Raw genomic sequence first — 24,674 nt, forward strand, 5'->3', positions numbered from 1 at the left:
GTGCCATCCTGAGCTTGTGAGCCACAGGTGGGGCCGGCCCGCCGCAGAGCCCGGCGACGGTTGGGCGGTTGTCGACGTCGAGACGACCGGTTTCCGGCCGGGCCAGGCTCGCATCGTCAGCGTCGCCGCGCTCGCCGTCGGCGATGACGGCAACGTCGAGCGCAGCGTCTCCACCCTGCTGAACCCCGGTGTTGATCCCGGGCCGACGCACGTGCACGGCCTGACCGCGGTAATGCTCGAAGGTCAACCGTGCTTCGCCGACGTCGCGGACGAGCTCATCGAAGTGCTGCGCGGCCGCACCCTGGTGGCCCACAACGTCGGCTTCGACTACTCGTTCCTGGCCGCCGAGGCCGAGCTGGCCGCCGTCGAGCTGCCCGTCGACTCGGTGATGTGCACGGTGGAGCTGGCCCGTCGACTCGACCTCGACGTCGACAACATGCGGCTGGAGACGCTGGCGGCGCACTGGGGCATCAGCCAGATGAAACCGCACGACGCCCTCGACGACGCGCTGGTCCTGGCGCAGATCCTCAAACCGGCGCTGGTCCGGGCGCGCGAGCGCAAGGTCTGGCTGCCGCTGCGGCCGGTCGGTCGTCGGCGCTGGCCCAGCGGGCTGGTCACCCACGACGAGGTGCGTCCTCTCAAGATGGTCGCCTCGCGGCTGCCGTGCCCGTATTTCAACCCCGGTCGCTTCGTTGCAGGCCGTCCGCTGGTGCAGGGCATGCGTATCGCGTTGTCGGCCGAGGTGTCGCGCACCCACGAGGAACTCATCGAGCGCATCCTGCACGCCGGCCTGGCCTACACCGACGCCGTCGACCCCGAGACGTCGCTGGTGATCTGCAACGAAACCGCGCCCGAGCAGGGCAAGGGCTACCAGGCCAACGAGTTGGGCGTGCCGCTGGTGTCCGACGCCGAGTTCCTGGAATGCCTCGGCGGCGTGGTCGGCGGGACGGACATCGAGGACTTCGTCGACGACACCCTGACCGGGGGCCAGTACACCCTGTTCTAGGTCACACCGGCTGTGCAGTGCCCAGCGACTCGCCGGGAGTGAACGTCACCGGCAGCTTGCCCAACCCGGTCATCGTGGGATTGCCTGCATACATGCGCACGCCGTCGAGGTCGACCCGGTAGTCGGGCATCCGGTCGAGGACCGCCTTGACCATCACTTCGAACATCACCCGGGCCAGCGGCGCGCCGATGCAGCGGTGCGGCCCGAGACCGAACGCGACGTGCCGGTTGGGTGAGCGGTCCAGCACCACTTCGTCGGGGTGCTCGAACTCGCGCTCGTCGTGGTTGGCGGCGATCCAGCTGATCAGCACCCGATCGTCACGCCGAAGCCGTTGGCCGCCAAGGACGGTGTCGCGGCTGACCGTGCGGCTGAGCTGCTTGTTCACCGAGCAGTAGCGCAGAAACTCCTCTGTCGCAGTGCGATACAAATCGGGGCGGTCGATGAGTTGCTGCCGCAGCCGCGGATGCGTGCCGAGATGCAGCAGGCTGAGCGCCGTCAGCGATGTCGTGGTGTCCACCCCGCCGCCGATCAGGTTCCACAGGATGTCGAGAAGTTGGTTGTCGCTCAACCGCTTTCCTTCGAACTCGAAGCGGACGAGAAAGCTCGTCAGGTCGTCACCGGGGTCGGCCCGCCGCGCCGCTGTGAACCGCAGCAGGCCGTCGAGCATCGCGGGGACTTCGGCGATCGCCCTGTCGTACTCCTCACCGCCGGAGGCGGCCATCACCGAATGGAACAGGTTGGCATACCGCCGCCAGTTGTTGTGGGGCAGACCCATCAGCCGCATCGTCAGGATCGCCGGCACCGGGCTGGCGTAGTCATCCACCAGGTCCATCCGGCCGTCGGCGATGTGCTGGTCGAGAAACCAGTGCACCGACTGCTCCATGAACGGCCGCATCTTCTCGACGGTGCCGCTGGAGAAGAACGGAGTGAGCGCCCGCCGCAGCGCCAGGTGATAGGCGCCGTCCACCTCGCCGATGCCCAGTGGTGGTTGCCCCTCGGGTCGCGGAACACCCATCTCCCCTTGATAATTCACGCCGTCGGCGGCGTCGGGCTCGTACCTGTGCGCAAACGTCTCGCCGTCGCGCGCAGCCTCGGCCACCTCGGTATAGCCGGTGACGAACCAGAACCCGCCGTAGTTCTCGTTCCACGCCACCGGACACCGGCGGCGCAACTCTGCGTTGATCGCGAGCTCGTTGCGGTGGTAGTCGCCGGAGTGGTGGTCGAAGTCGACGATCACATCGGCGCTGACGTTCGGACGGGCCATTACGCTATCTTTGCATCTTTACAAGCCGCGGCAGAAAGGTCGGCTGTGCCAAATCACCGAACGGTCTTCAACCATGTCGGGCTGTGCGTCACCGACCGCAAGCGGTCGCGCCGGTTCTACGAGGGTCTGCTGGGCTTCCAATTCTGGTGGGACCTCGAGCTTCCCGACGCAGCCACCGCCGCGCTTCTCCAGTTGGAACCGCCGCTCGGGGTGTGCGCGACATATCTGGTCCGCGACGGGTTCGTGCTGGAGCTCATCGACTATTTAAAGCGCGACGTGCGCACCGGACCGCAGCGGGTGATGGACGAAGTAGGGCTCACCCACATATCGCTGTCGGTGTCCGATCTGGCCGACGTGTTGGCCCAGGTCGAGAGCTACGGTGGAGCCGTCGTCTCGGCCACCGACCAGTTCGCGATGATTCGCGACCCCGACGGGCAGCTGATCGAGCTGCTACCCGAAAGCTGGCAGGCCAATCTGCCGCCGCGGCCTTAAGCGAGCGCCTTGGCCTTCAGCGCATCGAACTCGGCTTGCGAGATCGTTCCGGCCTCCAGCAGCGCCTTCGCGTCGGCTATCTCCTGGGCGGGTGACCGGCCCGCCGTCGTGCGGATGTATTCGTCGGTCTCCTGCTTGGCCGCCGCTGCCGCCGCTCGCGCCCGCTCGGTCATGCCCTGGCCGCGGGCGATCAGATAGATCAGCGCGGTGAGCCACGGAAAGACCAGCAGGAAGATCACCCACAGCGCCTTCACCCAGCCCCTGGTGGTGTGGTCACGCCAAAACAGGTCGGTGAGGATCTGGAAGAGCACAAGAAGGTAGGCGATCCACGCGAAGATGATCAGAAAGTGCCAGAGGAAATCCCAGGTCGGACCCCAGTTCATACCGCTCCTTGGTTGGCTGCTCGCTTGAGGCACACGATGCGCCTCCCATTCTGCGCGCCCAGCGGCTGATCAGTGCGGGCTTTGCGGAGACTCAGCGCGCGGCGCGGTTGACCGCCGACACCACCGCGCGCAGCGAAGCCGTGGTGATCGACGTCGCGATCCCGACACCCCAGACCGTCTTGCCGCCGATCGATGCCTCGACGTATGCAGCGGCCTGCGCCTCTTCGCCCGCCGACAGTGCGTGCTCGGAGTAGTCCAGCACCGAGACGTCAAAACCTATGGCGCCCAGTGCATCAACGAAGGCGGCGAGCGGGCCGTTGCCAGCGCCGACGATCTCGCGTTCGACACCGTCGACCTTGACGACCGCCTCGATGGTGTCGGTGCCGCCGTCGACCTCCGAGGCGGTGACTTTCTGCCGGATCCGCTCCAACGGCCGGATCGGCGCCAGGTATTCCTCGGCGAAGACGTCCCACATCTCCTTGGGGGACACCTCGCCGCCCTCGCCGTCGGTGATCTTCTGGATCGCCTGGCTGAACTCGATCTGCAGCCGCCGCGGCAGCGCCAGCCCGTGATCGGCCTTCATGATGTAGGCCACCCCGCCCTTGCCGGACTGGGAATTCACCCGGATGACGGCCTCGTAGGTGCGTCCGACGTCGCGGGGATCGATGGGCAGATACGGCACCTGCCACAGCAGGTCATCAACATCCGAGTCGGCGGCGTCCGCATCGGCTTTCATCGCATCCAGACCCTTGTTGATCGCGTCCTGATGGCTGCCGGAGAACGCCGTGTAGACCAGATCGCCGCCGTACGGATGTCGTTCGGGTACCGGCAGCTGGTTGCAGTACTCGACGGTGCGGCGGATCTCGTCGATGTTGGAGAAGTCGATCTGCGGGTCGACGCCGCGGGAGAACAGGTTCAGCCCCAACGTGACCAGGCAGACGTTGCCAGTGCGCTCGCCGTTGCCGAACAGGCAGCCCTCGATGCGGTCAGCGCCCGCCTGATAACCCAATTCGGCTGCCGCCACAGCGGTTCCGCGGTCATTGTGCGGGTGCAGGCTCAGGATGATCGAGTCCCGCGGGGCCAGGTGCCGATGCATCCACTCGATCGAGTCGGCGTACACGTTCGGGGTGGCCATCTCGACGGTCGCGGGCAGGTTCACGATCAACGGCGCATCGGGGGTGGGCGCGATGATCTCGGCGACGGAGTTACACACATCGACGGCGTACTCCAGCTCCGTGCCGGTGTAGGACTCCGGGCTGTACTCGAAGCGCCACAGCGTGTCCGGGTACTTCTTGGCCTCCTCGACGCACATCCGCGCGCCGTCGGTCGCGATGGCCTTCACCGCATCCCGGTCGGCGCGGAAGACCACCCGCCGCTGCAGGATCGACGTCGAGTTGTAAAAGTGCACGATCGCCCGCGGCGCGCCCTGGCACGCCTCGAAGGTCCGCTCGATCAGCTCGGGCCGGCACTGCGTCAGAACCTGGATCGTCACGTCGTCGGGAATGGCGCCCTCGGCGATGATTTCGCGGACGAAGTCGAAATCGGTCTGGCTGGCCGACGGGAAGCCGACCTCGATCTCCTTGTAGCCCATGCGCACCAGCAGGTCGAACATGCGGCGCTTGCGGGCAGGGCTCATCGGGTCGATCAGCGCCTGGTTGCCGTCGCGCAGGTCGACGGCACACCACATCGGGGCGCGGTCGATCACCCTGTCGGGCCAGGTGCGGTCAAAAGGAACGTTTCCTGTGCTGAACGCCGGGCTCCCGCCCGGCACCTCGTCGGCGAAGCTGCGGTAGCGGTTGACGGGCATGGCCGACGCGCGCTGGGTGTTCCATGCGGGTTGGCCGGGGTTCGAGGGGCCGGCCGGTTTGGTGATCTGACGCACTGACGAATAGGCGTCGGACGAATCAGAAGTGGTTGTCGAGAAGGTAGTCACGCTGTTGCTCCGGGAGTTGTGGGGACTCGACCGGCGCATCGCGAAGACCCGCGACGGGAAGCCGGTCTGGATCAGACCCCGTCGCGGCTGCCGAGAAGGAGCACCCGCTGCACCAGAATCATGGTGACGCCCACTGTACTCCGGCGTCGGTGCAGGTCCAAAATGCGCGACGGGCCTCAGACCTGGGAGTCGGGGAACGCGATCACCGACAGGAAGCGGATTGGCAGCTCAACGAGGTCGGCCGGGCCGTGCGCGCCTTCGCCGTCGATTTGAAGCGAGTCGCCGGGGTGCAACCGGTAGACCGAACGGCTGTGGCTGTAGTCCATGACACCCTCGAGCATGTAGATGAACTCCGTGCCGGGGTGCTGAAACAGCGGATATGTGCGGCTCTTCTCCGACAGCGTGACGTGCAAGCACTCCAGACGCTTGTGCTCGCCACGCAGAGATCCCAACAGCTGATACTCGTGCCCCTCGCGAGTGCCGTTACGCACGATGCGCGCGCCGCTTCCCGCTTTCACGAAGGCCGCAGGCCGTTCGACGTCTGCGCCGCGAAACAGGCTCGACACCGGGACATCGAAACCCTTGGCCAGCAACGCAAGCGTGCTGAGGCTGCACGACGTCTGAGTGTTCTCGATTTTGGACATCATTGCCTTGGAGATGCCGACTCGGGCGGCCATCTCGGCGACGGTCAGACCCAGCTGCTGGCGAAGCTGCCGCACGTTGCGCGCGATCGCCGCCTCGATCTCGAGTTCCTCGACAGGCTCGTGCGGGTCGCGGTCACGCGCGGTGCCGGACCTGTTGCGCAGCAACGGGACGTCAGACATGGTTCCTGTGCGAAATCATCGCATCTGGCCCGCGCCGGCATAGGGATACGGACTCGTCAGCGGGTCACCCTCGGCGAACCTGGACAGCCGGAAATCGCTGTCTGGGATGCGAGGATCACTGCTGCGCCCGTCGACGAGGAGGTCGGCAAGCAATCGGCCGACCGCCGGAGCGATCTTGAAGCCGTGACCGCTGAACCCCGCCGCGATGAACAGGCCCTCCAGTGGCCCCCTGCTGATAACCGGGTTCCAGTCCGGCGTGACGTCGTAGCAACCCGCGTAGCTCGACCTGATCGCCGCGTGGGAGAAGCCGGGGAACCTGGTGCCCACCTTATCGACCGTAAGGTCGACGAACGCTTCGGTGGCGCGGTTGAGGTAGCTGTCCGGGTCGGCCTCCACGACGTCGGCCAGGTCGCTGTTGCCGAACAGGATGTCGCCGCCCACTTCGGGGCGGACGTACTGCAGCGAGACCAGGTCGGAGAAGACCGGTATCTTGCCGGTCGAAACACCGGGATCGATGGTGACGATCTGCTCACGCACCACGCGGATGGGGATGTCGACGCCGTAGCGCTCGAGGAACGGCCTCGTCCATACGCCGGTGGCGACGACGACGGCACCCGCCGAGACCGTGCTGCCATCGGCGAGCCGGATGCCCGCTACTCGGTCACCGGCGAGCATCAACTCGGTGACGTTGGCGCCCTGTCGGATTCGCGCGCCAGCCGCGCGGGCTGAGCCCGCGAACGCCTGGGCGGTGCGGTATGCGTCGCCGTAACCACCACGGGCCTCCCAGCCGAACGCGGCGAACGGCGACAGGTCGGCGAACGGCCACATCTCGGCTACATCGCTGTGTTTGATCTCCTCGGTCTGCACGCCGACCGCACGTTGTGCCGCCATGCTTTTGCGCAGCGACTCGACGTTCGGTTCGCCCACCCCGACCACGTAACCCGTCTGACGGAAACCGATGTCGCTGCCGAAGATCTCGTCGGCCCTTTCGAAGACCTCGAGCCCGTCGGCGGCCATCGCCGCCAACGAGCTGACACCGTAGTGGCATCGGACGATGCCGCTCGATTTGCCCGTCATGCCGGAGCCGACCGTATTCCGCTCGGCGACGAACACATCGGTGACGCCGCGCTCGCTCAGTGCCCAGGCCGCGGCGGCACCCTCGATCCCGCCGCCGACGATGACCACGTCCGCGCGAGCGCAAGCGCTCATCGGTGTCCTCTGCTCTTCGCGCAAGCGCTCATCGGTGTCCTCTGCTCTTCGCGCAAGCGCTCATCGGCCGGGAATCCAGTTCGTTCCCGCCAGCGGCACCCTCGCCATGGCGGCCGCCTCGATGGTCACCGCGACCAGGTCCTCGGGCTCCAGGTGCAGCACGTGTGACTTGCCGCAGGCACGGGCGATGGTCTGGGCTTCCATTGTCAGCACGCGCAGATAATTGGCCAATCGGCGGCCGCCCTCGACGGCGTCGAACCGCGCGGCCAGCTCCGGATCTTGAGTGCTGATTCCCGCGGGGTCGGTGCCGTCCTGGAAGTCGTCGAAGAAGCCGGCGGCGCTGCCGAGCTTCTCGTACTCGGCGGCGTATTGAGGATGGTTGTCGCCCAACGCAATCAGGGCAGCGGTGCCGATCGCGACGGCGTCCGCCCCGAGCGCGATCGCCTTGGCGACATCGGCGCCGGTGCGGATGCCGCCGGACACGACGAGCTGAACCCCGTCGCGGTGTACACCGAGTTCCTGCAACGCCTGCACGGCCTCCGGGACGGCAGCCAGCGTCGGGACGCCGACGTGTTCGATGAACACCTCTTGAGTAGCCGCGGTGCCGCCCTGCATGCCGTCGACCACCACGACGTCTGCGCCCGCGTGCACGGCGAGTTTCACGTCGTAATACGTTCTCGTCGCTCCGACCTTCACGTAGATGGGCTTTTCCCAGTCGGTGATCTCGCGCAATTCGTTGATCTTGATCGTGAGGTCGTCGGGACCCGTCCAGTCCGGATGCCGGCATGCCGACCGCTGGTCGATTCCTTCGGGCAGGGTTCGCATGCCCGCGACGCGCGGGGAGATCTTCTGGCCGAGGAGCATGCCGCCGCCGCCGGGTTTGGCGCCCTGTCCGAGCACGACCTCGATCGCATTGGCCTTGCGCAGGTCGTCGGGGTTCATCCCGTAGCGCGACGGAAGATATTGGTAGACAAGGTATTTGCTCTGCCCGCGCTCCTCGGGTGTCATGCCACCATCGCCGGTGGTGGTTGACGTGCCGACCTCGCTGGCGCCGCGGCCCAGGGCTTCCTTGGCGGGGCCCGAAAGGGCGCCGAAGGACATGCCGGCGATCGTGACCGGGATGTCCAGGTGCAGAGGATGTTTGGCGTGCCTGGCGCCGAGAACGACGTCGGTGCCGCAGCGTTCGCGGTAACCCTCCAACGGATAGCGCGACATCGACGCGCCGAGGAACAGCAGGTCGTCGAAATGCGGCAGGCGCCGCTTGGCGCCCCACCCGCGGATGTCGTAGACACCCGTCTCGCTTGCGCGCTGGATGGCCGCGATCGTGTGGCGGTCGAAGGTCGCGGATTCGCGCAGTGCCCAGTTGGTCATCAGTAACTCGTGGAATTGTCGACATGGAAGTGGTAAAGGGTGCGTGCAGATCCGTACCGCGTGTACGAGCCGGTGTCGTCGTCGGGGAAACCGGCCGCTTTCAAGAGGTGTTCGAGCTCCTGATGGTGCTCGTCGCGCATTTTCTTGGCGACGCAATCGGCGCCAAGGGATGCCACTTCGCCGCGGATGTAGATGCGTGCTTCGTAGATCGAGTCGCCCAGCGCCTCGCCGGCATCGCCGCGGATCACCAGGCGGCCCGCCTGAGCCATGAACGCGCTCATGTGGCCGACGCTGCCACCGATGACGATGTCGATTCCCTTCATCGAGATACCGCACCGCGCAGCGGCATTGCCCTCGACAACCAGCAGTCCACCGTGGGCGCTCGCGCCCGCAGACTGGGAAGTGTCGCCCTGCACCCACACCGAACCGCTCATCATGTTCTCGGCGACACCGGTGCCGGCGTTGCCGTTGATCACGATTTCGGCTTGCTGGTTCATCCCCGCCGCGTAGTAGCCGACATGACCTTCGACGGTGATCTTCACCGGTGCATTCACTCCGACTGCGACACTATGCGCCCCGTCGGGGTGGGTGATGACGAACTCACCGGACAGGTCGGGAGCGTGCAGGGCTGCGTTGACGTCCCGCAGCGGTGTGTTTCGCAGGTCGAACGCGACTACCGTGTCCATGCGTAGACCGCCTCAGGCTCGGGTTCCCAGATGGTGGCGTGTTCGACGCCGGGAAGGCCTGCGAGCGCGCGGTATTCGCTGCTGACTGCAACCCAGCCGTCGGTCTCGGCGATCACTGCTGGCTTGCAAGCGATCGCGTCGCGAACTACCGCGAACGAGTCGCGGTCGGACACGAGCAGCGTGTAGAACCCGTCGAAGGTTGCGCACAGTTCCTTCAGCGCGGATTCGACGGTGCGGCCGTCGGCCAATTGCTTGGCGATGAACCGCGCTCCCACTTCGGTGTCGTTGTTGCTGTCGAATTCGATTCCAGCGGACCGTAGTCGGCGCCTGATCGTGGCATGGTTTGCGAACGAACCGTTGTGGACCATGCATTGTTCGGGTCCGACGGTATAGGGGTGGCAACCGGCGGGTGTCACCGCAGATTCGGTCGCCATCCGGGTGTGCCCGACGCCCTGCCATCCCTGCGCCTTGGTCAGGTCCCACCTGCCGGTCAACGCTTTCGGGTGTCCGACACCTTTGAGCACGGCCATGTCCGCGCCGAACCCGGCGACCAGCGCGCGCGGGTAAGTCGACTTGACCGCGTCGAGGAGAACCGACGAGCCGACGTCAGCCGACACCAGGAGCGTGGTGCCGACGGCCAGCACGTCTGGGGGGTCGCCGAGGACTTCGCCGATGGTTGCGGCGACGGCGTCCGCATCAGCGGAGGCGTCGACCATAGAGACGACGCCCCGTCCCGGGGGTGACCAGACCGGGTCACCGTAGATCGCGACTCCGGCCGAGTCGCTGCCGCGGTTGCCCATCTCGCACAGCATCCCAGTGAGCAGCTGCCCCAGCCTGGGGTACAACTCGCGGGCGCGCAGATGCAACCCGACGATCCCGCACATGCCTTAACTCCTCTGTCTTTCGGCTTCGTCTAGAAGGCAGTCAGGTAATGGTCGATCTCCCACGGCGAAACCGAGCCGTGGTAGGCGAAGAACTCGTCGCGCTTGATGCCGGCGAAGTAGGCGGCGACGCCATCACCCGCGGCGTCGAGCACCCCGCTGATGACCGGGTCGGCCTCGAGTTCGTCGACCGCGTGCAACAACGTGGGCGGCAGCGGTTTTCCCGTGGAGCCGCCACCGACCGCACCGGGGTCAGCGCTGCGCTTGATCCCGTCGATGCCTGCGCCCAGTGCCGCCGCGATCGCCAGGTACGGGTTGGCCGATCCGTCACCGCCGCGCAATTCGATTCGTGCCGAGTCGGGCACACGGATGTAGTGGGTGCGGTCGTTGCCCCCGTACGTGGGGGTCCTCGGCGCCCAGGAGGCGCCCGACGCCGTCGACAGCGCGCCGGTTCGCTTGTAGGAGTTGACTGTTGGGGCCACCACCGCTTGCAAGGCACAGGCGTGTTCGAGGATGCCGCCGATGAATCCGTAGGCAGTCTCCGACAGGCCGAGGCCGCGCTGGTCGTCGTCAGCGGGAAAGACCGGAGTTCCACCGCTGGTGAGTGACAGGTGTAGATGCAGTCCGCTGCCGGTCTTGTCGGCAAACGGCTTGGGCATGAACGTCGCCACCATGCCGCGGTCGGCGGCAATCACCGACAGCAGATAGCGCAATGTGACGACCCGATCGGCGGTGGTCAGCGCGTCGGAGAATTCGAAATTCTGCTCGAACTGCCCGTTGCCGTCCTCGTGGTCGTTGGCGTAATTGGACCAGCCGAGCTGGTTCATCGCCGAGGAGATCGACGTGAGGTGGTCGTACATCCGGGTGACGCCGCGCGCGTCATAGCAGGGCTGGTCGGCGGTGTCGGCGGCATCGGCGACGCAGAGCGCGCCGTCGCCATTGCGCTTCAACAGGAAGTACTCCACTTCGGCGCCGACCCACGGCTCGAAGCCGGCGTCGGCTGCGCGCTGGGTGAGTGCCTTCAGAATGACCCGTGGTGCATAGGGCCACGGTTCGCCGTTGACGTGCGGATCGCAGTGCACGATGGCCAGCCCGTCCTTGATGAAGGGGATCGACGTGAACGACGCCGGATCCGGAATCGCCATCAGGTCAGGGTCTTTGGGCTCCTGACCCATGGCGCCGACGGCGTAGCCGGCGAAGCCGACGCCTTCGGTGGCGAGCAGGTCGACGGCCTCGACCGGGACGAGTTTGGCGCACGGCTTGCCGCGCAGGTCGACGAACAGCGCCAGGATGAACTTGGTGGCCGACTTCTGGGCCAGTGCGGCGAGGTCGAGGGTCATCGTGTGCAACCTTCTTGTCTCTCGTTACGAGTACTGACCCAGCCGGCCGACGCGGGCGAGTGGCTCCGCGCCGGCCGGAGCTGTTCGTCAGGCGGTTTGCAGCTCGTACGACGCTTCGCGGTGGTAGAGCGCATCGATGCCCGCCTCTTCATCGTCGGGCGAGATGCGGATGCCCATCGTCTTCTTGATCGCGATGGCGATGATGGCCGCGACGACGAACGAGTAGAGCATCACCGCGCCCGCCGCGACGGCTTGGCGCCACAGCTGGTCGAAGCCGCCGCCGTAGAAGAGGCCGTTGACGGCGTTGGGCATGCTCTCGCTGGCGAGGAAGCCGATCAACAGGGTGCCGACCACGCCGCCGACCAGGTGCACGCCGACCACGTCGAGCGAGTCGTCGTAGCCGAACCGCGACTTGAGCCCGACCGCGTAGACGCAGACGACGCCCGCGATCGCGCCGAGAATGATCGCGCCGACGGGCGTGACCGAACCGCACGCCGGTGTGATCGCGACCAGCCCGGTGATCGCGCCGGACGCCGCGCCGACGCCGGTGACGTGGCCGTCTTTGATCTTCTCGACGGCGATCCAGGCCAGCGTGGCGGCACACGTGGCGACGAACGTCGTCACCATGACGATGGCGGCGGAGTTGCCCGCGGCCAGAGCCGAACCGCCGTTGAAGGCGTACCAGCCCGCCCAGAGCAGGCCGCCGCCGAGCAGGGTCAACGGCACATTGTGCGGTTTGCGGAGCGTGCCCCAACCGGCGGACTTGCCGAGCACGATCGCCACGGCCAGCGCCGCCGCGCCGGCGTTAATGTGCACCGCGGTGCCACCGGCGAAGTCAATGGCATGCAGCTTGTTGGCGATCCAACCGCCGACGGCGTTCTCGGTCACCACCCCGTCGAACGCGAAAACCCAGTGCGCGACCGGGAAGTACACCAGGATCGCCCACAGGCCGGCGAACACCATCCAGGCGCTGAACTTCATGCGATCGGCGACGGCACCGGAAATCAGGGCGACGGTGATGGCCGCGAATAGCGCCTGGAACAACGCGAACAAGGTCACCGGTAAACCGCTGATCGTCGTATTCGGCTCGAGTAGGTCCTTCATGCCCGCGAACTCGGTGATGTTGCCGAGGAATCCGCCGTAGGACGTACCGAAAGTCATCGAGAAGCCGAACAACACCCACAGCACGCCGACCAGGGCGCACGCGCCGAAGGTCATCATCATCATGTTGGTGGAGCTCTTGACCGACACCATGCCGCCGTAAAACAGCGCGAGCCCCGGAATCATCAACGTCAGGCCGATGATGCAACACAGCATGAACGCCGTGGTTCCTGTATTCACGTCCATAAATCTCTCCTGAGTCATCGCGGCCCCTTGCCGCCCGATCACTGGCAGTAACCGATGTTTCTGTTACGTGGACTCGTTTTGCTTGTTGCGCGGGTGTTAATACTCGGCGCCCGGCTACAGTTGCTGGCGATGAGGCGGCTCGATCGGCGGTGGTGGGTTGCGATAGGCGTCGCGGTGGTCGCGCTGAGCGCGCTGGCGCTGTCGCGGTCGGGGCTCTTCGGCCCGTCGGCCGAAGAATGCCGGCCCGTCAACGACATCCTCGACTTCAACCGGGCGCAAGCCGAGCAGATCGCGGCTAAGACCCGTGACGCCGAAGGCATTCCGAACATCGCCGAGGAAGGTGCCTACCAGGCGTGGGCCGACGGCCTGGCCGAGCGCACGCAGAACGTGCACGACCCCGAGTTGGCGCGCGACGCTACCCAGCTCGCCGCCCTTGCCAACGAGTTCGTCGGCAAGATCTCCGAGGTCCGAAGCGAGGCGCAGGGTCGGGCGCCGGGGGCGCCGCCACCCCCCGCGGTCTTCCAGATGGACCTGTTGAACAACCAGATCACCGAAACGTTGAAGAAGCTCTCCGACGCCTGCGGCTGACGCGACCGGCGTCACGGCCTCGCGCTACCGGCGGAGTAAATGAAGTGCGCGATGCCTTTATCCTTGGTGGGATTCTCGCAGGACACCTGAAAGGTTCGACAGTGGCGCTCGTCGTGCAAAAGTACGGCGGATCATCGGTTTCCGACGCCGAACGGATCCGCCGCGTCGCTGAGCGCATCGTCGAAACCAAGAAGCAGGGCAACGATGTCGTCGTGGTGGTCTCTGCTATGGGCGACACCACCGACGACCTGCTTGACCTGGCTAAACAGGTGTGTCCGGCGCCGCCCCCGCGTGAGATGGACATGCTGCTCACCGCCGGCGAGCGAATCTCGAACGCCCTAGTGGCGATGGCCATCGACTCGCTGGGCGCGCAGGCCCGCTCGTTCACCGGGTCGCAAGCCGGGGTCATCACCACCGGCACCCATGGCAACGCCAAGATCATCGACGTCACACCCGGCCGGCTGCGGTCGGCGCTCGACGAGGGGCTGATCGTGCTCGTCGCGGGCTTCCAGGGCGTCAGCCAGGACAGCAAGGACGTGACCACGCTCGGCCGCGGCGGCTCCGACACCACGGCCGTGGCGCTGGCCGCGGCGCTTAAGGCCGACGTCTGTGAGATCTACACCGACGTGGATGGCATCTTCAGCGCCGACCCGCGGATCGTGCCCAACGCGCGGCACCTCGAGACCGTCTCGTTCGAGGAGATGCTCGAGATGGCGGCCTGCGGGGCCAAGGTATTGATGTTGCGCTGCGTCGAATACGCCCGCCGCTATGACGTGCCGATTCACGTCCGCTCGTCGTACACCGACAAGCCAGGAACCATCGTCAAAGGATCGATCGAGGACATCCCCATGGAAGACGCCATTCTGACCGGAGTCGCGCACGACCGTAGCGAGGCCAAGGTCACCGTCGTCGGCGTGCCCGACGTGCCCGGCTATGCCGCCAAGGTGTTCCGCGCCGTCGCCGACGCCGACGTGAACATCGACATGGTGCTGCAGAACATCTCCAAGGTCGAGGACGGTAAGACCGACATCACGTTCACCTGCTCGCGCGACAGCGGTCCCGGTGCGGTGGAGAAGCTGACGAGTCTGCAGAACGAAATCGGCTTTACCAAGGTGCTGTACGACGATCACATCGGCAAGGTGTCGCTGGTCGGCGCGGGCATGCGGAGCCATCCGGGTGTGACGGCGACATTCTGTGAAACTCTCGCCGAGGTCGGGGTGAACATCGATCTCATCTCCACCTCCGAGATCAGGATCTCAGTACTGGTGAAGGACACCGAACTGGACAAGGCCGTCGCGGCCCTGCATGAGGCGTTCGGACTCGGCGGCGAAGAACGGGCCGTGGTGTACGCGGGGACGGGGCGGTAATCATGCGCACGCGAGGAGCGGGACAGTAATGGTCAACATCGGTGTCGTCGGGGCGACCGGACAGGTCGGCCAGGTCATGCGAACGCTGTTGGAGCAACGGGATTTTCCGGCCAGCTCGGTGCGGTTCTTCGCCTCTGCCCGCTCCCAGGGCAAGAAGCTGGAATTCCGCGGACAGCAGATCGAGGTCGAGGACGCCGCGACCGCCGACCCGGCCGGCCTGGACATCGCGCTGTTCTCCGCGGGCGCCTCGATGTCGCGCGTGCAGGCGCCGCGGTTCGCCGAAGCCGGCGCCGTCGTGATCGACAACTCGTCGGCGTGGCGCAAAGACCCCGACGTGCCGCTGGTGGTCAGCGAGGTCAACTACGAAAGGGACGCGCGTAACCGGCCCAAGGGCATCATCGCCAACCCGAACTGCACCACGATGGCCGCGATGCCCGTGCTGAAGCCGCTGCACGACGAGGCCGGGCTGGTGCGGATCATCGCCTCGACCTACCAGGCCGTCTCCGGCAGCGGAATCGCCGGTGTTGAAGAGCTTTTCGCGCAGGCCACCGCCGTGGTGGGCACCAGCAAGGAGTTGGTGGCCGACGGCAATGCGGTGAATTTCCCGCCGCCGGTCAAATACGTCGCGCCGATAGCGTTCAACGTCGTGCCCCTGGCGGGGTCGCTGGTCGACGATGACTCCGGCGAGACTGACGAGGACCAGAAGTTGCGCAACGAGAGTCGCAAGATCCTCGGCATCCCTGACCTCGCGGTCAGTGGGACCTGTGTGCGGGTGCCGGTGTACACCGGACACTCGCTGTCAATCAATGCCGAGTTCTCCCAACCACTTTCACCCGGACGCGCCCGTGAGTTGCTGGAGGGCGCCGCGGGGGTCAAGGTCGTCGACGTACCGACGCCGTTGGCCGCCGCCGGGGTCGACGAGTCGTTGGTCGGCCGGATCCGCAGGGACCCCGGAGTGCCGGACGGCCGCGGTCTCGCCCTCTTCGTGTCCGGCGACAACCTGCGAAAGGGCGCTGCGCTGAACACTATCCAGATCGCCGAGCTGCTGGCCGCCGAGCTCTAACCCCGCTGCCTTGCCGCGAAACGATATTCCAGCACCGGGTTACTCGAACTTTGGGTGCTGGAATATCGTTTCGGCGTTGGTGGTGGCGTGCTTGTGGGTCACGACGGCACCCGTCGCCCACGCCGATCCGCCGTCACCGATACCCGATCCCATCCTGCCGCCGCTGGCACCAGGTCAGGTGATGCGCATCGGTCCGACAGCGGGAACCGGCACTCCGACAAGGGATTACGGCATCGGCGCCACCGACCTGTGCGAGTTCATGGAGTTTCCCAGCGGCATCCTGCAGGTCTGCGGCGACAGTTTCGCCGGCCAAGGCGTGGGATTCGGCGGCTGGTTCTCGCCGATCGCATTGCACGTGGAAACCGATTCGATTGATGACCCGGCAGGCGTGCGCTATGACGGCGTCACCGGCACCGACAAGCCGCTGCTTGCCGACACGACGAAGCCGGGGGAGTCGCAGCTGCCCGCCGGCGTCGTGCAGATCAACCGCGACAACTACTTGATGGTTACCACCGCCAGGGACCTGCGGCCGCAGACGTCGCGACTGGTGAAAGCTGACCCGGCGCGGGGCAATTGGCCGACGGTGCCCGGCTCACAGCGCGACGCGGCCTACGAGGGCGGCAGGCAGAGTCAGATCACCGGCTACTACGACCCGATCCCGACGGCCGACTCACCCACTGGCTGGGTGTACATCGTGGCCAACAACTTTGACCGCAGCGGCCCCGCGGTGCTCTACCGCGCCAAACGCGGAAGCTTCACCGACCGCGGCAGCTGGCAGGGCTGGTCGCCGGCGGGCTGGGGTAAGCCGCCGACGCCGTTGTGGCCCGACCGGGTCGGTGAGATGAGCGTGCGCCAGATCGACGGTAAGACCGTGCTGTCCTATTTCAACGCCAGCACCGGCAACATGGAGGTGCGCGTCGCCGACAGTCCGACTGCGCTCGGCGCCGCGCCCGTGACGACGGTGGTCTTTGCCGACGAATGGCCCAGTCCCGCTGAGGATCTGCCCCCACCGGAGGTGAACCGGCTGGCGCAGCCCTACGGCGGTTTCATCTCGCCGGGGTCGACGCTCGACGAGCTGCGGGTGTTCATCAGCCAGTGGAACACCCTGCCGCGCGCTCAGGCGCCGTACCGCGTGATTCAGTTCGCGGTCAACCCGCTCAAGCCCGGGCAGACGCTTCCACTCGCCTGACTTTCCGCGCCACACGCGGCGGCCATGCCGTGCGGACCTGATTCGCGGAAACGGATTACTGCTGACCTGTCTGGATGAATCATTACTAGGCCGTTTCTGTTCACAGCTAATTCATATGGAAAACAAGTCAGCCGCATGGCCGGCGCTTGCATCCTCGAAGACATGAGCGAAACAACCTCTACACCAGAGCCGGAACGGACGACCGTGGTCGAACACGGTCGGCGACTCACCGCGGTCGCCGCGTGGGTCGGCATCGTCGCCGGCACCGTCTTCGTCGTCGCGGTTATCTTTTTCAGCGGCTTCATCCTCGGCGCACATGCCGGCGGCCACCACGGTGGCCACCACCGAGGAGGAGACGGCCAGGTCGCGGTCTTCCATCGCGGCGGACCGCCGATGGGAGGCCCACACGGCGGTTTCGGGCCGGGCGGCCCCGGCTTCGGCCCTGAAGGACCGGGTGGCCCCGGCGGCCAGCCGCCGAGCCCGTCTTCTGCGCCGACGACGGCGCCCGCCCGCCCCTAGTCATCGCCCAGCGTGCAGCCTCGGTACGCCAAAGCCCCTCAATGGCGTACTAGGCTGTGCGCTCACCCTCGGGCCTAGCGGGCTGGCATGATCATGCCCATGGGCATCGACGTCGTCTACACCGCAGAGTCAACCGCAACGGGAGGTGGCCGCGACGGCCACGTGAAGTCCTCGACCAATCGGATCGACCTGGACACCCGCCCGCCGAAGGAGCTGGGCGGCAGCGGCGAGGGCACCAATCCCGAGGAGTTGTTCTCCGCCGGCTACTCCGCATGCTTCCTCGGCGCGCTGCGGCTCGTCGCCCGCAACGAGAAGGTCGACCTCGACGACGCGACCGGCATCACCGCCCAGGTCGGCTTCGGCAAGGACCCCGAGGGCGGTTTCGCCATCAACGCGCATCTCATCGGCTACCTGCCCGGGCTCGAGCAGAACGCCGCTGAGGAACTGATGGAGAAGGCGCATCAGGTGTGCCCGTATTCAAAGGCCACCCGGGGCAACATCGACGTCAAGCTGTCGGCGAAGGTCTAGGCGTGCGCAGGGCCGCCATCGCCTGCGCCGTAACCCTGGCCGTCGGCACCGCGGTCGCCGCCCCCGCGGCCGCCCGCCCGTCCGATCCCGGGGTGGTGAATTACGCCGTGCTCGGGAAGGGATCGGTCGGCAACATCGTCGGCGCCACGCTGCGGTTCGAGTCGACCTTCACCGATCCGTTCCAGTCGTACTGGGTGGACAATCCGGCGTGCAACAACTGGGCCGACATCGGTCTGCCTGAGGTCTTCCTCGACCCCGACCTGGCGTCGTTCAACGGTGCGACGACGCAGGAGTCGGCGACCGACATGACGCATTTTGTCAAGCAGGCCGTCGGCGTCTTCGCCACCAACGACGCCGCCGGCCGGGCGTTTCACCGCGTGGTCGACCGCACGGTCGGATGCTCGGGCCAGACCACCGCCATGCACCTGGACAACATGGCCACCGAGGTGTGGACGTTCACCGGCGGACCGGTGACGGCCACGGACGCCGACTGGGTCAAGCAGGAAGCGGACACCGACAGGCGGTGCTTCAACACCACGAGGCTGCGGGAGAACGTTCTGCTGCAGGCGAAAGTGTGTCAGGCGGGCAATGGCGGCCCGGCGGTGAACGTGCTGGCAGGCGCGATGCAGAACACCCTGGGGCAGTGATCACGCCGTCGGTCGTCTCCCGCCTGTCTGTGAGAAATCAGAGGACTTTGTCGGTGCCCTCCCCGAAGATGGAGTGGCACGGCGTTCGCGCTCCGGGCCGGAAGGGACGGCTGGCATGACCGACACCATCACGACCGCGCTGGGCGAAGGGCATCCCATCGCCGCCGCGGCACCGTTGACCAGCGCCAACAGCGCAGCGCAGCACATCGGTGCGACGTGTCTTGCCGACGGCCCGGTCGGCCGCGTGGGGCTGGAGATCGAGGCGCACTGTTTCGACCTGTCTGATCCTGGCCGCAGGCCGGACTGGGGTGAGCTGAGCGCGGTGATCGCCGACGTCGGCCCGCTGCCCGGCGGCGGCGTGATCACCGCCGAACCGGGCGGGGCGGTGGAATTGTCCGGGCCTCCGGCCGACGGTGTACTTGCCGCGATCGTCGCGATGGCCGCCGACCGCGCGGTGTTGCGGTCTGCCTTCGCCGACGCCGGCTTGGGCCTGGTCCTGCTCGGCGCCGATCCGCTGCGTCCCACCAAGCGAGTCCACCCCGGCGAGCGCTACCGCGCCATGGAGCAGTTCTTCCAGGCCAGCCAGACCGGCGCGGCCGGCGCGGCGATGATGACGTCGACGGCGTCGGTACAGGTCAACCTGGAAGCCGGGCCTGCCGCTGGGTGGGCGGCACGGGTTCGGCTCGCACATGCGTTGGGCCCCACGATGGTTGCCGTCGCGGCCAACTCCCCGCTGCTCGGTGGACGGTTCACCGGGTGGCACAGTTCGCGGCAGTGGGTGTGGAGCCAGCTGGACTCGGCGCGGTGCGGCCCAGCCCTCGGAGTCAACGGCGACGACCCTGCCAGCGATTGGGCGCGTTATGCGATGAAGGCGCCGGTGATGCTCACCCACCCCACGCCGCAGGCGGACGCGGTCGCGGTGACCGACTGGGTACCGTTCGCCGACTGGGCCGACGGGCTGGTGCTGCTCGGCGGCCGCCGTCCCACCGTGGCCGACCTGGACTACCACCTGACGACGCTGTTTCCGCCGGTGCGGCCGCGCCGATTCCTCGAGATCCGCTACCTCGACAGCGTGCCCGACGCCGATTGGCCCGCGCTGGTCTTCACCCTCGCCACGCTTCTGGACGACCCCGGCGCGGCCGACATCGCCGCCGAGGCCACCGAACCCGTCGCGACGGCGTGGGATCGCGCCGCTCAGATCGGCCTCGGCGACCGCCGGCTGCACGACGCGGCGGTCCGCTGCGTGCAGGCGGCCGCCGACCGCGTGCCGGTCGAACTCGAGGAATCGATGGGCCGGCTGCTGCGTTCGGTCGAAGCGGGACGTTGTCCGGCCGACGACTTCTCCGACCGGGTGGTCAGAAGCGGCATCGCGACCGCCGTCACCGAACAGGCGCAAGGGGAGATGTGAGCTCACGCGAAACGCTCGCGCACGGGCTGACGAAGGCGCGCGACCGCACGCTGCGGCTGGTCGAACTCGACGACGCCGAGCTGCTGCAGCAGTACGACCCGCTGATGAGCCCATTGGCCTGGGACCTCGCCCACATCGGGTGGCAAGAGGAACTCTGGCTGCTGCGTCGTAACGACCCGCGCCGTCCCGGCATGCTCGACCCGGACGTCGAGCGTCTCTACGACGCCTTCCAGAACCCCCGCGCTACCCGGGTCAACCTGCCGCTGCTGCCGCCGACGGACGCCAGGACGTACTGTGCCACCGTCCGCGGCAAGGCGCTCGATGCCCTCGACGCGCTGTCCGACGGCGACGCCGCGGGTGCTTTTACCTTCGGCCTGGCGATCAGCCACGAGAACCAGCACGACGAAACGATGCTGCAGGCATTGAACCTTCGCACCGGGCCGCCGGTGCTGGATCGTGGAACCCCGCTTCCGCCAGGCAGATCCGAAGTCGTCGGCACGTCGGTGCTGGTGCCCGGCGGACCGTTCGTGCTCGGAGTCGACGCGGTGACCGAGCCGCACTCGCTGGACAACGAGCGCGACGCACACGTGGTCGAGGTGGCCGACTTCCGCATCGGCCGCGTGCCCGTCACCAACGGTGAATGGCGCCAGTTCGTCGACGACGGCGGATATCAGGAGCCGCGGTGGTGGTCGCCGCGCGGCTGGTCGCACCGCCAAGAGGCGGATTTGAGCGCACCGCAGTTCTGGAATACAGACGGCACCCGAACCCGATTCGGCCACGTCGAGGAGATTCCCTCCGACGAACCCGTGCAGCACATCACGTATTTCGAAGCCGAGGCGTATGCCGCGTGGGCAGGCGCGCGGTTACCCACCGAGATCGAGTGGGAGAAGGCCTGCGCCTGGGACCCGCAAGCCGGTGCCCGTCGCCGGTTCCCCTGGGGCGCAACCGAACCCACGCCGGCGCTGGCCAACCTCGGCGGTGACGCATTGCGGCCCGCACCCGTGGGCGCGTATCCGGCCGGCGCCTCGGCATACGGTGCCGAACAGATGCTCGGCGACGTGTGGGAGTGGACGTCCTCGCCGTTGAAGCCGTGGCCTGGCTTCAAACCCATGCTCTACGAGCAGTACAGCCAACCCTTCTTCGAAGGGTCTGGGGCTGGCGATTACAAGGTGCTGCGCGGCGGCTCATGGGCGGTTGCGGCAGACATTCTGCGGCCGAGCTTCCGCAACTGGGACCACCCGATCCGCAGACAGATTTTCAGTGGGCTGCGATTGGCCTGGGACGTCTGATGTGTCGTCATCTGGGCTGGCTCGGTGAACCGCGTTCAGTCGCCTCGCTGGTGCTCGACCCGCCGTACAGCCTTGTCGTGCAATCGTATTCGCCGCGGCGACAGAAGCACGGCCTGATGAATGCCGACGGGTGGGGCGTCGGATTCTTCGACGACGACTCGGTGGTGCGCCGCTGGCGCAGCGCCGCACCGTTGTGGGGTGACGCGTCGTTCGCGTCCGTTGCGCAGGTGTTGCGCAGCAGGTGCGTGGTGGCCGCGGTGCGGTCGGCCACCGTCGGCATGCCGATCGAGGCGTCGGCGTCGGCACCGTTCACCGACGGCCGGTGGCTGCTGTCGCACAACGGGCTCGTGGACCGCGGTGTGCTGCCCGCTTCAGCCACGGCCGAATCGACCAATGACAGCGCCCTGCTGGCGGCGTTGATCTTTCAGCGCGGCCTCGACGCGCTTGGCGACACCATCGCGGAGATCGCCGCCGGCGACCCAAATGCACGGCTGAACATATTAGCTGCCAACGGTTCTGAGCTACGCGCAACCACCTGGGGCGATACGCTGTTCGCGCTCCACTGCGACGAGGGTGTAGTGCTGGCGAGCGAACCCTTCGACGACACCGAAGCGTGGCAGGAGATTCCCGACCGGCACCTGGTCACCGTCGCCGACGGCCGTGTCGAGCTGACTGCCCTGAAAGGACCCGCATGACCCTGTCGCTGTCGAACCATCTCGCGGCCGACTCGGCTGTCCGGGCGTTGCGCCGCGATGTCCGTGACGGCCTCTCCCAAAGCCCGAAAACGTTGCCGCCCAAGTGGTTCTACGATGCGGTCGGCAGCGATCTGTTCGACCAGATCACCCGCCTGCCGGAGTACTACCCGACCAGGGCCGAGGCCGAGATTTTGCGCGAGCGCTCGGCCGAGATCGCCGCAGCATCGCAAGCCGACACTCTGGTGGAGCTCGGCAGCGGCACGTCGGAGAAGACCAGGTTGCTGCTCGACGCATTGCGCGCCGCGGGATCGCTGCGTCGATTCATTCCGTTCGATGTGGACGCGGGGGTGTTGCGGGCAGCCAGCTCGGGGATCCTGAACGAGTATCCGGGGATCGAGATCGATGCGGTCTGCGGCGATTTCGAAGAACACCTCGGCACGATCCCGCGCGTCGGTCGGCGGCTGGTGGTGTTCCTCGGTTCGACGATCGGCAACCTGACGCCAGGACCGCGCGCGGAGTTTCTCGCGACGCTTTCGCAGACTTTGCAGCCGGGTGACGCTCTGCTGTTGGGTACGGATCTGGTCAAGGACACCGGACGTTTGGTGCGTGCGTACGACGACAGCGCAGGCGTGACGGCCCGCTTCAACCGCAACGTGCTGGCGGTGGTCAACCGTGAACTCGACGCCGACTTCGACCTGGACGCGTTCGCACATGTGGCCCGGTGGAACGCCGATGAGGAGCGCATCGAGATGTGGCTGCGGGCGCGCTCGGCGCAGCGGGTGCGTATCGCGGCGCTCGATCTGACCGTGAATTTTGTGGCGGGCGAGGAGATGCTGACCGAGGTGTCCTGCAAATTCCGGCCCGACGGCGTCGCGCAGGAACTTGCCGCCGCGGGGCTGCGGCGCACGCATTGGTGGACCGACCGCGCGGGCGACTTCGGCCTCTCGCTGGCGATAAAATGACCGAACTCGCGCAGCGGTGGCGGGCGGCCCGGCCGAAGGTCGCCGGCCTGCACCTCGACAGCGGCGCATGCTCGCGACAGAGCTTCGCGACCATCGACGCCGCCACCCAGCACGCCCGCCACGAGGCCGAGGTCGGTGGCTACGTCGCGGGGGAGGCTGCCGCACCCGCCCTGGATGCGGGCCGGGCGGCGGTAGCGGCACTTACGGGGTTCTCGGCCGACGATGTCGTCTACACCACCGGCGCCAACCATGCACTGGATCTGCTGTTGAGCAGCTGGAGCGGAGCCCGCACCGTCGCCTGCCTGCCGGGCGAGTATGGCCCGAACCTCGCGGTGATGGCGGCCAACGGTTTCGAGGTGCGGACCCTGCCGGTCGACGGCCACGGCAGGCTGGTCATCGATGAGGCTGCCGAGACGCTGGCCGCCGACCCACCGGCCCTGGTGCACCTCACCCCGCTGGCCAGTCACCGCGGCATCGTCCAGCCGGCCCGTGAACTCGCCGAGGTGTGTCGCGGCATAGGCGCGCCGCTGGTCATCGACGCCGCGCAGGCCCTGGGACACCTGGACTGCGTCGTCGGAGCCGACGCGGTCTATTCGGCCTCACGAAAATGGATCGCCGGTCCGCGCGGTGTCGGCGTGCTGGCGGTGCGGCCCTCGCTGGCGGAGAAACTGCAGCCACGGCTGCCGCCGCCGGAGTGGGGGCTGCCCATCCCAGTGCTGCAGCGGTTGGAGCACGGTGAAGCCAATATTGGTGCGCGCGTAGGGCTTTCGGTTGCCCTCGGCGAATATCTGGCTGTCGGCGCCGAAACCGTCCGGGCAGGGCTCGCCGATGTGGGCAGGCAGACGCGCACCGCACTGGCCGACGTCACGGGATGGCGGGTCGTCGAGCCCGTCGACGAGCCCACCGCGATCACGACGCTGGCCGCCACCGGCGGTGCCGATCCCCAGCGGGTGCGCTCCTGGCTGATCGCCGAGCGCAGCATCGTCAGCACCTATGCCGAAATCCGGCGCGCGCCATTCGAATTGGCCGCGCCGGTGCTGAGGGTGTCCCCGCACGTCGACACCACCGCCGATGACCTGGCGCAGTTCTCAGAAGCGTTGGCCGAGGCCACCGCGGTGAACTGACATGGCCGGTGGCACGGCGAGGTGGCCTACGGCATGCTCGAACGGTCCAACCCGATCGACAAGATCGACCTAGTCGGCCACCAAAGCGTGTGAGAGCGGCCGGTTGTGGCTATCCCCATCAGGCAGAACGAAGGGGCCGACATGACCGAGCAGAAGCGCGACCGGACCCACTGGCTCTACATCATGGTGATCGTCGGGGTGATCGCCGGCATCGGCGTCGGTCTGCTGGCACCTGAGGTCGGTAAATCGCTCGGCGTGCTGGGCGAGCTATTCGTCAAGCTCATCAAGATGATGATCATCCCCGTCATCTTCTGCACGGTGGTGCTGGGCATCGGCAAGATCAGGGCGGCCGCGGTCGGCAAGGTCGGCGGCCTTGGATGGATCGGACGGGATGTCGAGGCCGGTTCCCGGCGCGATGATGTTGCCGACCAGCAGCCCTATGCCCAGCGCGACCGTCGACATCACCAGGAAGTAGCCCAACGCAAGGCCGCCGACCTTGCCGACCGCGGCCGCCCTGATCTTGCCGATGCCCAGCACCACCGTGCAGAAGATGACGTGC

Annotated in this window: 25 protein-coding genes and 1 pseudogene; 15 read left to right on the forward strand and 11 right to left on the reverse strand. The window is 67.0% G+C overall.

Translation table 11 applies throughout. From position 1 onward, the window contains the following. Nucleotides 1–16: 16 nt before the first annotated feature. Nucleotides 17–1,006 (forward strand): DEDDh family exonuclease, encoded by a 990-nt coding sequence (locus A5651_RS00100; RefSeq protein WP_156662452.1) that lies wholly within the window; start codon nt 17–19, stop codon nt 1,004–1,006. A gap of 1 nt (nt 1,007) precedes the next feature. On the opposite strand, the gene A5651_RS00105 is transcribed toward A5651_RS00100, so the two are convergent. Further along, nucleotides 1,008–2,270 (reverse strand): cytochrome P450, encoded by a 1,263-nt coding sequence (locus tag A5651_RS00105; RefSeq protein WP_066974363.1) that lies wholly within the window; start codon nt 2,268–2,270, stop codon nt 1,008–1,010. A 45-nt stretch (nt 2,271–2,315) separates the two neighbouring features. Between A5651_RS00105 and A5651_RS00110 the strand changes: the two genes are divergently transcribed. Continuing rightward, the gene (locus A5651_RS00110) at nt 2,316–2,762 is read left to right on the forward strand and encodes a VOC family protein (protein WP_066974365.1); all 447 of its coding nucleotides are present in this window, start codon (nt 2,316–2,318) and stop codon (nt 2,760–2,762) included. On the opposite strand, the gene A5651_RS00115 is transcribed toward A5651_RS00110, so the two are convergent. From A5651_RS00115 to A5651_RS00155, 9 genes are all read right to left on the reverse strand, one after another. Continuing rightward, nucleotides 2,759–3,145 carry an SHOCT domain-containing protein gene (locus tag A5651_RS00115; RefSeq protein ID WP_066974367.1) on the reverse strand — a complete coding sequence of 129 codons (387 nt, stop codon included), beginning with the start codon at nt 3,143–3,145 and terminating at the stop codon, nt 2,759–2,761. The two genes, A5651_RS00110 and A5651_RS00115, sit on opposite strands and share 4 nt — an antisense overlap. A gap of 91 nt (nt 3,146–3,236) precedes the next feature. Next, a complete protein-coding gene (gene leuA / locus A5651_RS00120; protein ID WP_082943498.1) occupies nt 3,237–5,117 on the reverse strand; it encodes a 2-isopropylmalate synthase in 1,881 nt (626 codons plus the stop codon). 137 nt (nt 5,118–5,254) lie between these two features. Then, on the reverse strand, nt 5,255–5,902 hold the full coding sequence (locus A5651_RS00125) for an XRE family transcriptional regulator (RefSeq protein WP_066974372.1): 648 nt from the start codon (nt 5,900–5,902) through the stop codon (nt 5,255–5,257). Nucleotides 5,903–5,917: 15 nt separating this feature from the next. Continuing rightward, nucleotides 5,918–7,111 carry an FAD-binding oxidoreductase gene (locus A5651_RS00130; RefSeq protein ID WP_066974374.1) on the reverse strand — a complete coding sequence of 398 codons (1,194 nt, stop codon included), beginning with the start codon at nt 7,109–7,111 and terminating at the stop codon, nt 5,918–5,920. A 60-nt stretch (nt 7,112–7,171) separates the two neighbouring features. After that, on the reverse strand, nt 7,172–8,482 hold the full coding sequence (locus tag A5651_RS00135) for an FMN-binding glutamate synthase family protein (RefSeq protein WP_066974376.1): 1,311 nt from the start codon (nt 8,480–8,482) through the stop codon (nt 7,172–7,174). Then, on the reverse strand, nt 8,482–9,168 hold the full coding sequence (locus A5651_RS00140) for a protein glxC (RefSeq protein ID WP_066974378.1): 687 nt from the start codon (nt 9,166–9,168) through the stop codon (nt 8,482–8,484). Before A5651_RS00140 ends, A5651_RS00135 begins: the two co-directional genes overlap by 1 nt. Beyond that, nucleotides 9,156–10,052, reverse strand: a complete 897-nt coding sequence (locus tag A5651_RS00145; RefSeq protein WP_066974380.1) for a glutamine amidotransferase — start codon at nt 10,050–10,052, stop codon at nt 9,156–9,158. Before A5651_RS00145 ends, A5651_RS00140 begins: the two co-directional genes overlap by 13 nt. A gap of 29 nt (nt 10,053–10,081) precedes the next feature. Next, complete coding sequence (gene glnT / locus A5651_RS00150) at nt 10,082–11,389, reverse strand: type III glutamate--ammonia ligase (RefSeq protein WP_066974382.1); 1,308 nt, start codon at nt 11,387–11,389, stop codon at nt 10,082–10,084. Nucleotides 11,390–11,476: 87 nt separating this feature from the next. Beyond that, nucleotides 11,477–12,730, reverse strand: a complete 1,254-nt coding sequence (locus A5651_RS00155; protein ID WP_066974403.1) for an ammonium transporter — start codon at nt 12,728–12,730, stop codon at nt 11,477–11,479. 135 nt (nt 12,731–12,865) lie between these two features. Here A5651_RS00155 and A5651_RS00160 point away from each other — a divergent pair, with 135 nt between their 5' ends. From A5651_RS00160 to A5651_RS26275, 13 genes and pseudogenes are all read left to right on the forward strand, one after another. After that, a complete protein-coding gene (locus A5651_RS00160; protein ID WP_066974384.1) occupies nt 12,866–13,324 on the forward strand; it encodes a hypothetical protein in 459 nt (152 codons plus the stop codon). Between the two features lie 101 nt (nt 13,325–13,425). Beyond that, entirely contained in the window at nt 13,426–14,691 is a 1,266-nt protein-coding gene (locus A5651_RS00165; RefSeq protein WP_066974385.1) for an aspartate kinase, read from the forward strand. Nucleotides 14,692–14,719: 28 nt separating this feature from the next. Then, nucleotides 14,720–15,754, forward strand: coding sequence for an aspartate-semialdehyde dehydrogenase (locus tag A5651_RS00170; RefSeq protein ID WP_066974387.1), 1,035 nt, complete (start codon nt 14,720–14,722; stop codon nt 15,752–15,754). Nucleotides 15,755–15,836: 82 nt separating this feature from the next. Continuing rightward, on the forward strand, nt 15,837–16,943 hold the full coding sequence (locus A5651_RS00175) for a DUF4185 domain-containing protein (RefSeq protein ID WP_231988426.1): 1,107 nt from the start codon (nt 15,837–15,839) through the stop codon (nt 16,941–16,943). A gap of 162 nt (nt 16,944–17,105) precedes the next feature. Next, nucleotides 17,106–17,462 carry a hypothetical protein gene (locus tag A5651_RS24715; RefSeq protein ID WP_082943499.1) on the forward strand — a complete coding sequence of 119 codons (357 nt, stop codon included), beginning with the start codon at nt 17,106–17,108 and terminating at the stop codon, nt 17,460–17,462. An 87-nt stretch (nt 17,463–17,549) separates the two neighbouring features. Then, nucleotides 17,550–17,990, forward strand: a complete 441-nt coding sequence (locus A5651_RS00185; RefSeq protein ID WP_066974391.1) for an organic hydroperoxide resistance protein — start codon at nt 17,550–17,552, stop codon at nt 17,988–17,990. A 2-nt stretch (nt 17,991–17,992) separates the two neighbouring features. Further along, the gene (locus tag A5651_RS00190) at nt 17,993–18,637 is read left to right on the forward strand and encodes a sensor domain-containing protein (RefSeq protein ID WP_066974393.1); all 645 of its coding nucleotides are present in this window, start codon (nt 17,993–17,995) and stop codon (nt 18,635–18,637) included. A 115-nt stretch (nt 18,638–18,752) separates the two neighbouring features. Then, a complete protein-coding gene (gene egtA / locus A5651_RS00195) occupies nt 18,753–20,045 on the forward strand; it encodes an ergothioneine biosynthesis glutamate--cysteine ligase EgtA (protein ID WP_066974394.1) in 1,293 nt (430 codons plus the stop codon). Further along, a complete protein-coding gene (egtB, locus tag A5651_RS00200) occupies nt 20,042–21,334 on the forward strand; it encodes an ergothioneine biosynthesis protein EgtB (RefSeq protein WP_066974395.1) in 1,293 nt (430 codons plus the stop codon). The genes egtA and egtB overlap by 4 nt, the downstream gene beginning before the upstream one ends. Continuing rightward, nucleotides 21,334–22,029: an ergothioneine biosynthesis protein EgtC gene (egtC, locus tag A5651_RS00205; RefSeq protein ID WP_066974396.1), complete on the forward strand. Its 696-nt coding sequence runs from the start codon at nt 21,334–21,336 to the stop codon at nt 22,027–22,029. The genes egtB and egtC overlap by 1 nt, the downstream gene beginning before the upstream one ends. Then, the gene (gene egtD, locus A5651_RS00210) at nt 22,026–22,991 is read left to right on the forward strand and encodes an L-histidine N(alpha)-methyltransferase (RefSeq protein WP_066974397.1); all 966 of its coding nucleotides are present in this window, start codon (nt 22,026–22,028) and stop codon (nt 22,989–22,991) included. Before egtC ends, egtD begins: the two co-directional genes overlap by 4 nt. Beyond that, nucleotides 22,988–24,115 carry an ergothioneine biosynthesis PLP-dependent enzyme EgtE gene (egtE, locus tag A5651_RS00215; protein WP_066974398.1) on the forward strand — a complete coding sequence of 376 codons (1,128 nt, stop codon included), beginning with the start codon at nt 22,988–22,990 and terminating at the stop codon, nt 24,113–24,115. The genes egtD and egtE overlap by 4 nt, the downstream gene beginning before the upstream one ends. A 141-nt stretch (nt 24,116–24,256) precedes the next feature. Next, nucleotides 24,257–24,490: pseudogene (locus A5651_RS26275) on the forward strand (cation:dicarboxylate symporter family transporter); the annotation flags it as partial. Here A5651_RS26275 and A5651_RS25795 read toward each other — a convergent pair. Next, nucleotides 24,383–24,655, reverse strand: coding sequence for a cation:dicarboxylate symporter family transporter (locus A5651_RS25795; RefSeq protein ID WP_369803891.1), 273 nt, complete (start codon nt 24,653–24,655; stop codon nt 24,383–24,385). The pseudogene A5651_RS26275 and the gene A5651_RS25795 sit on opposite strands and share 108 nt — an antisense overlap. Nucleotides 24,656–24,674: the final 19 nt, after the last annotated feature.

The sequence above is a fragment of the Mycobacterium sp. 1274761.0 genome, from assembly GCF_001668615.1.
In the GTDB taxonomy this organism is placed as follows: domain Bacteria; phylum Actinomycetota; class Actinomycetes; order Mycobacteriales; family Mycobacteriaceae; genus Mycobacterium.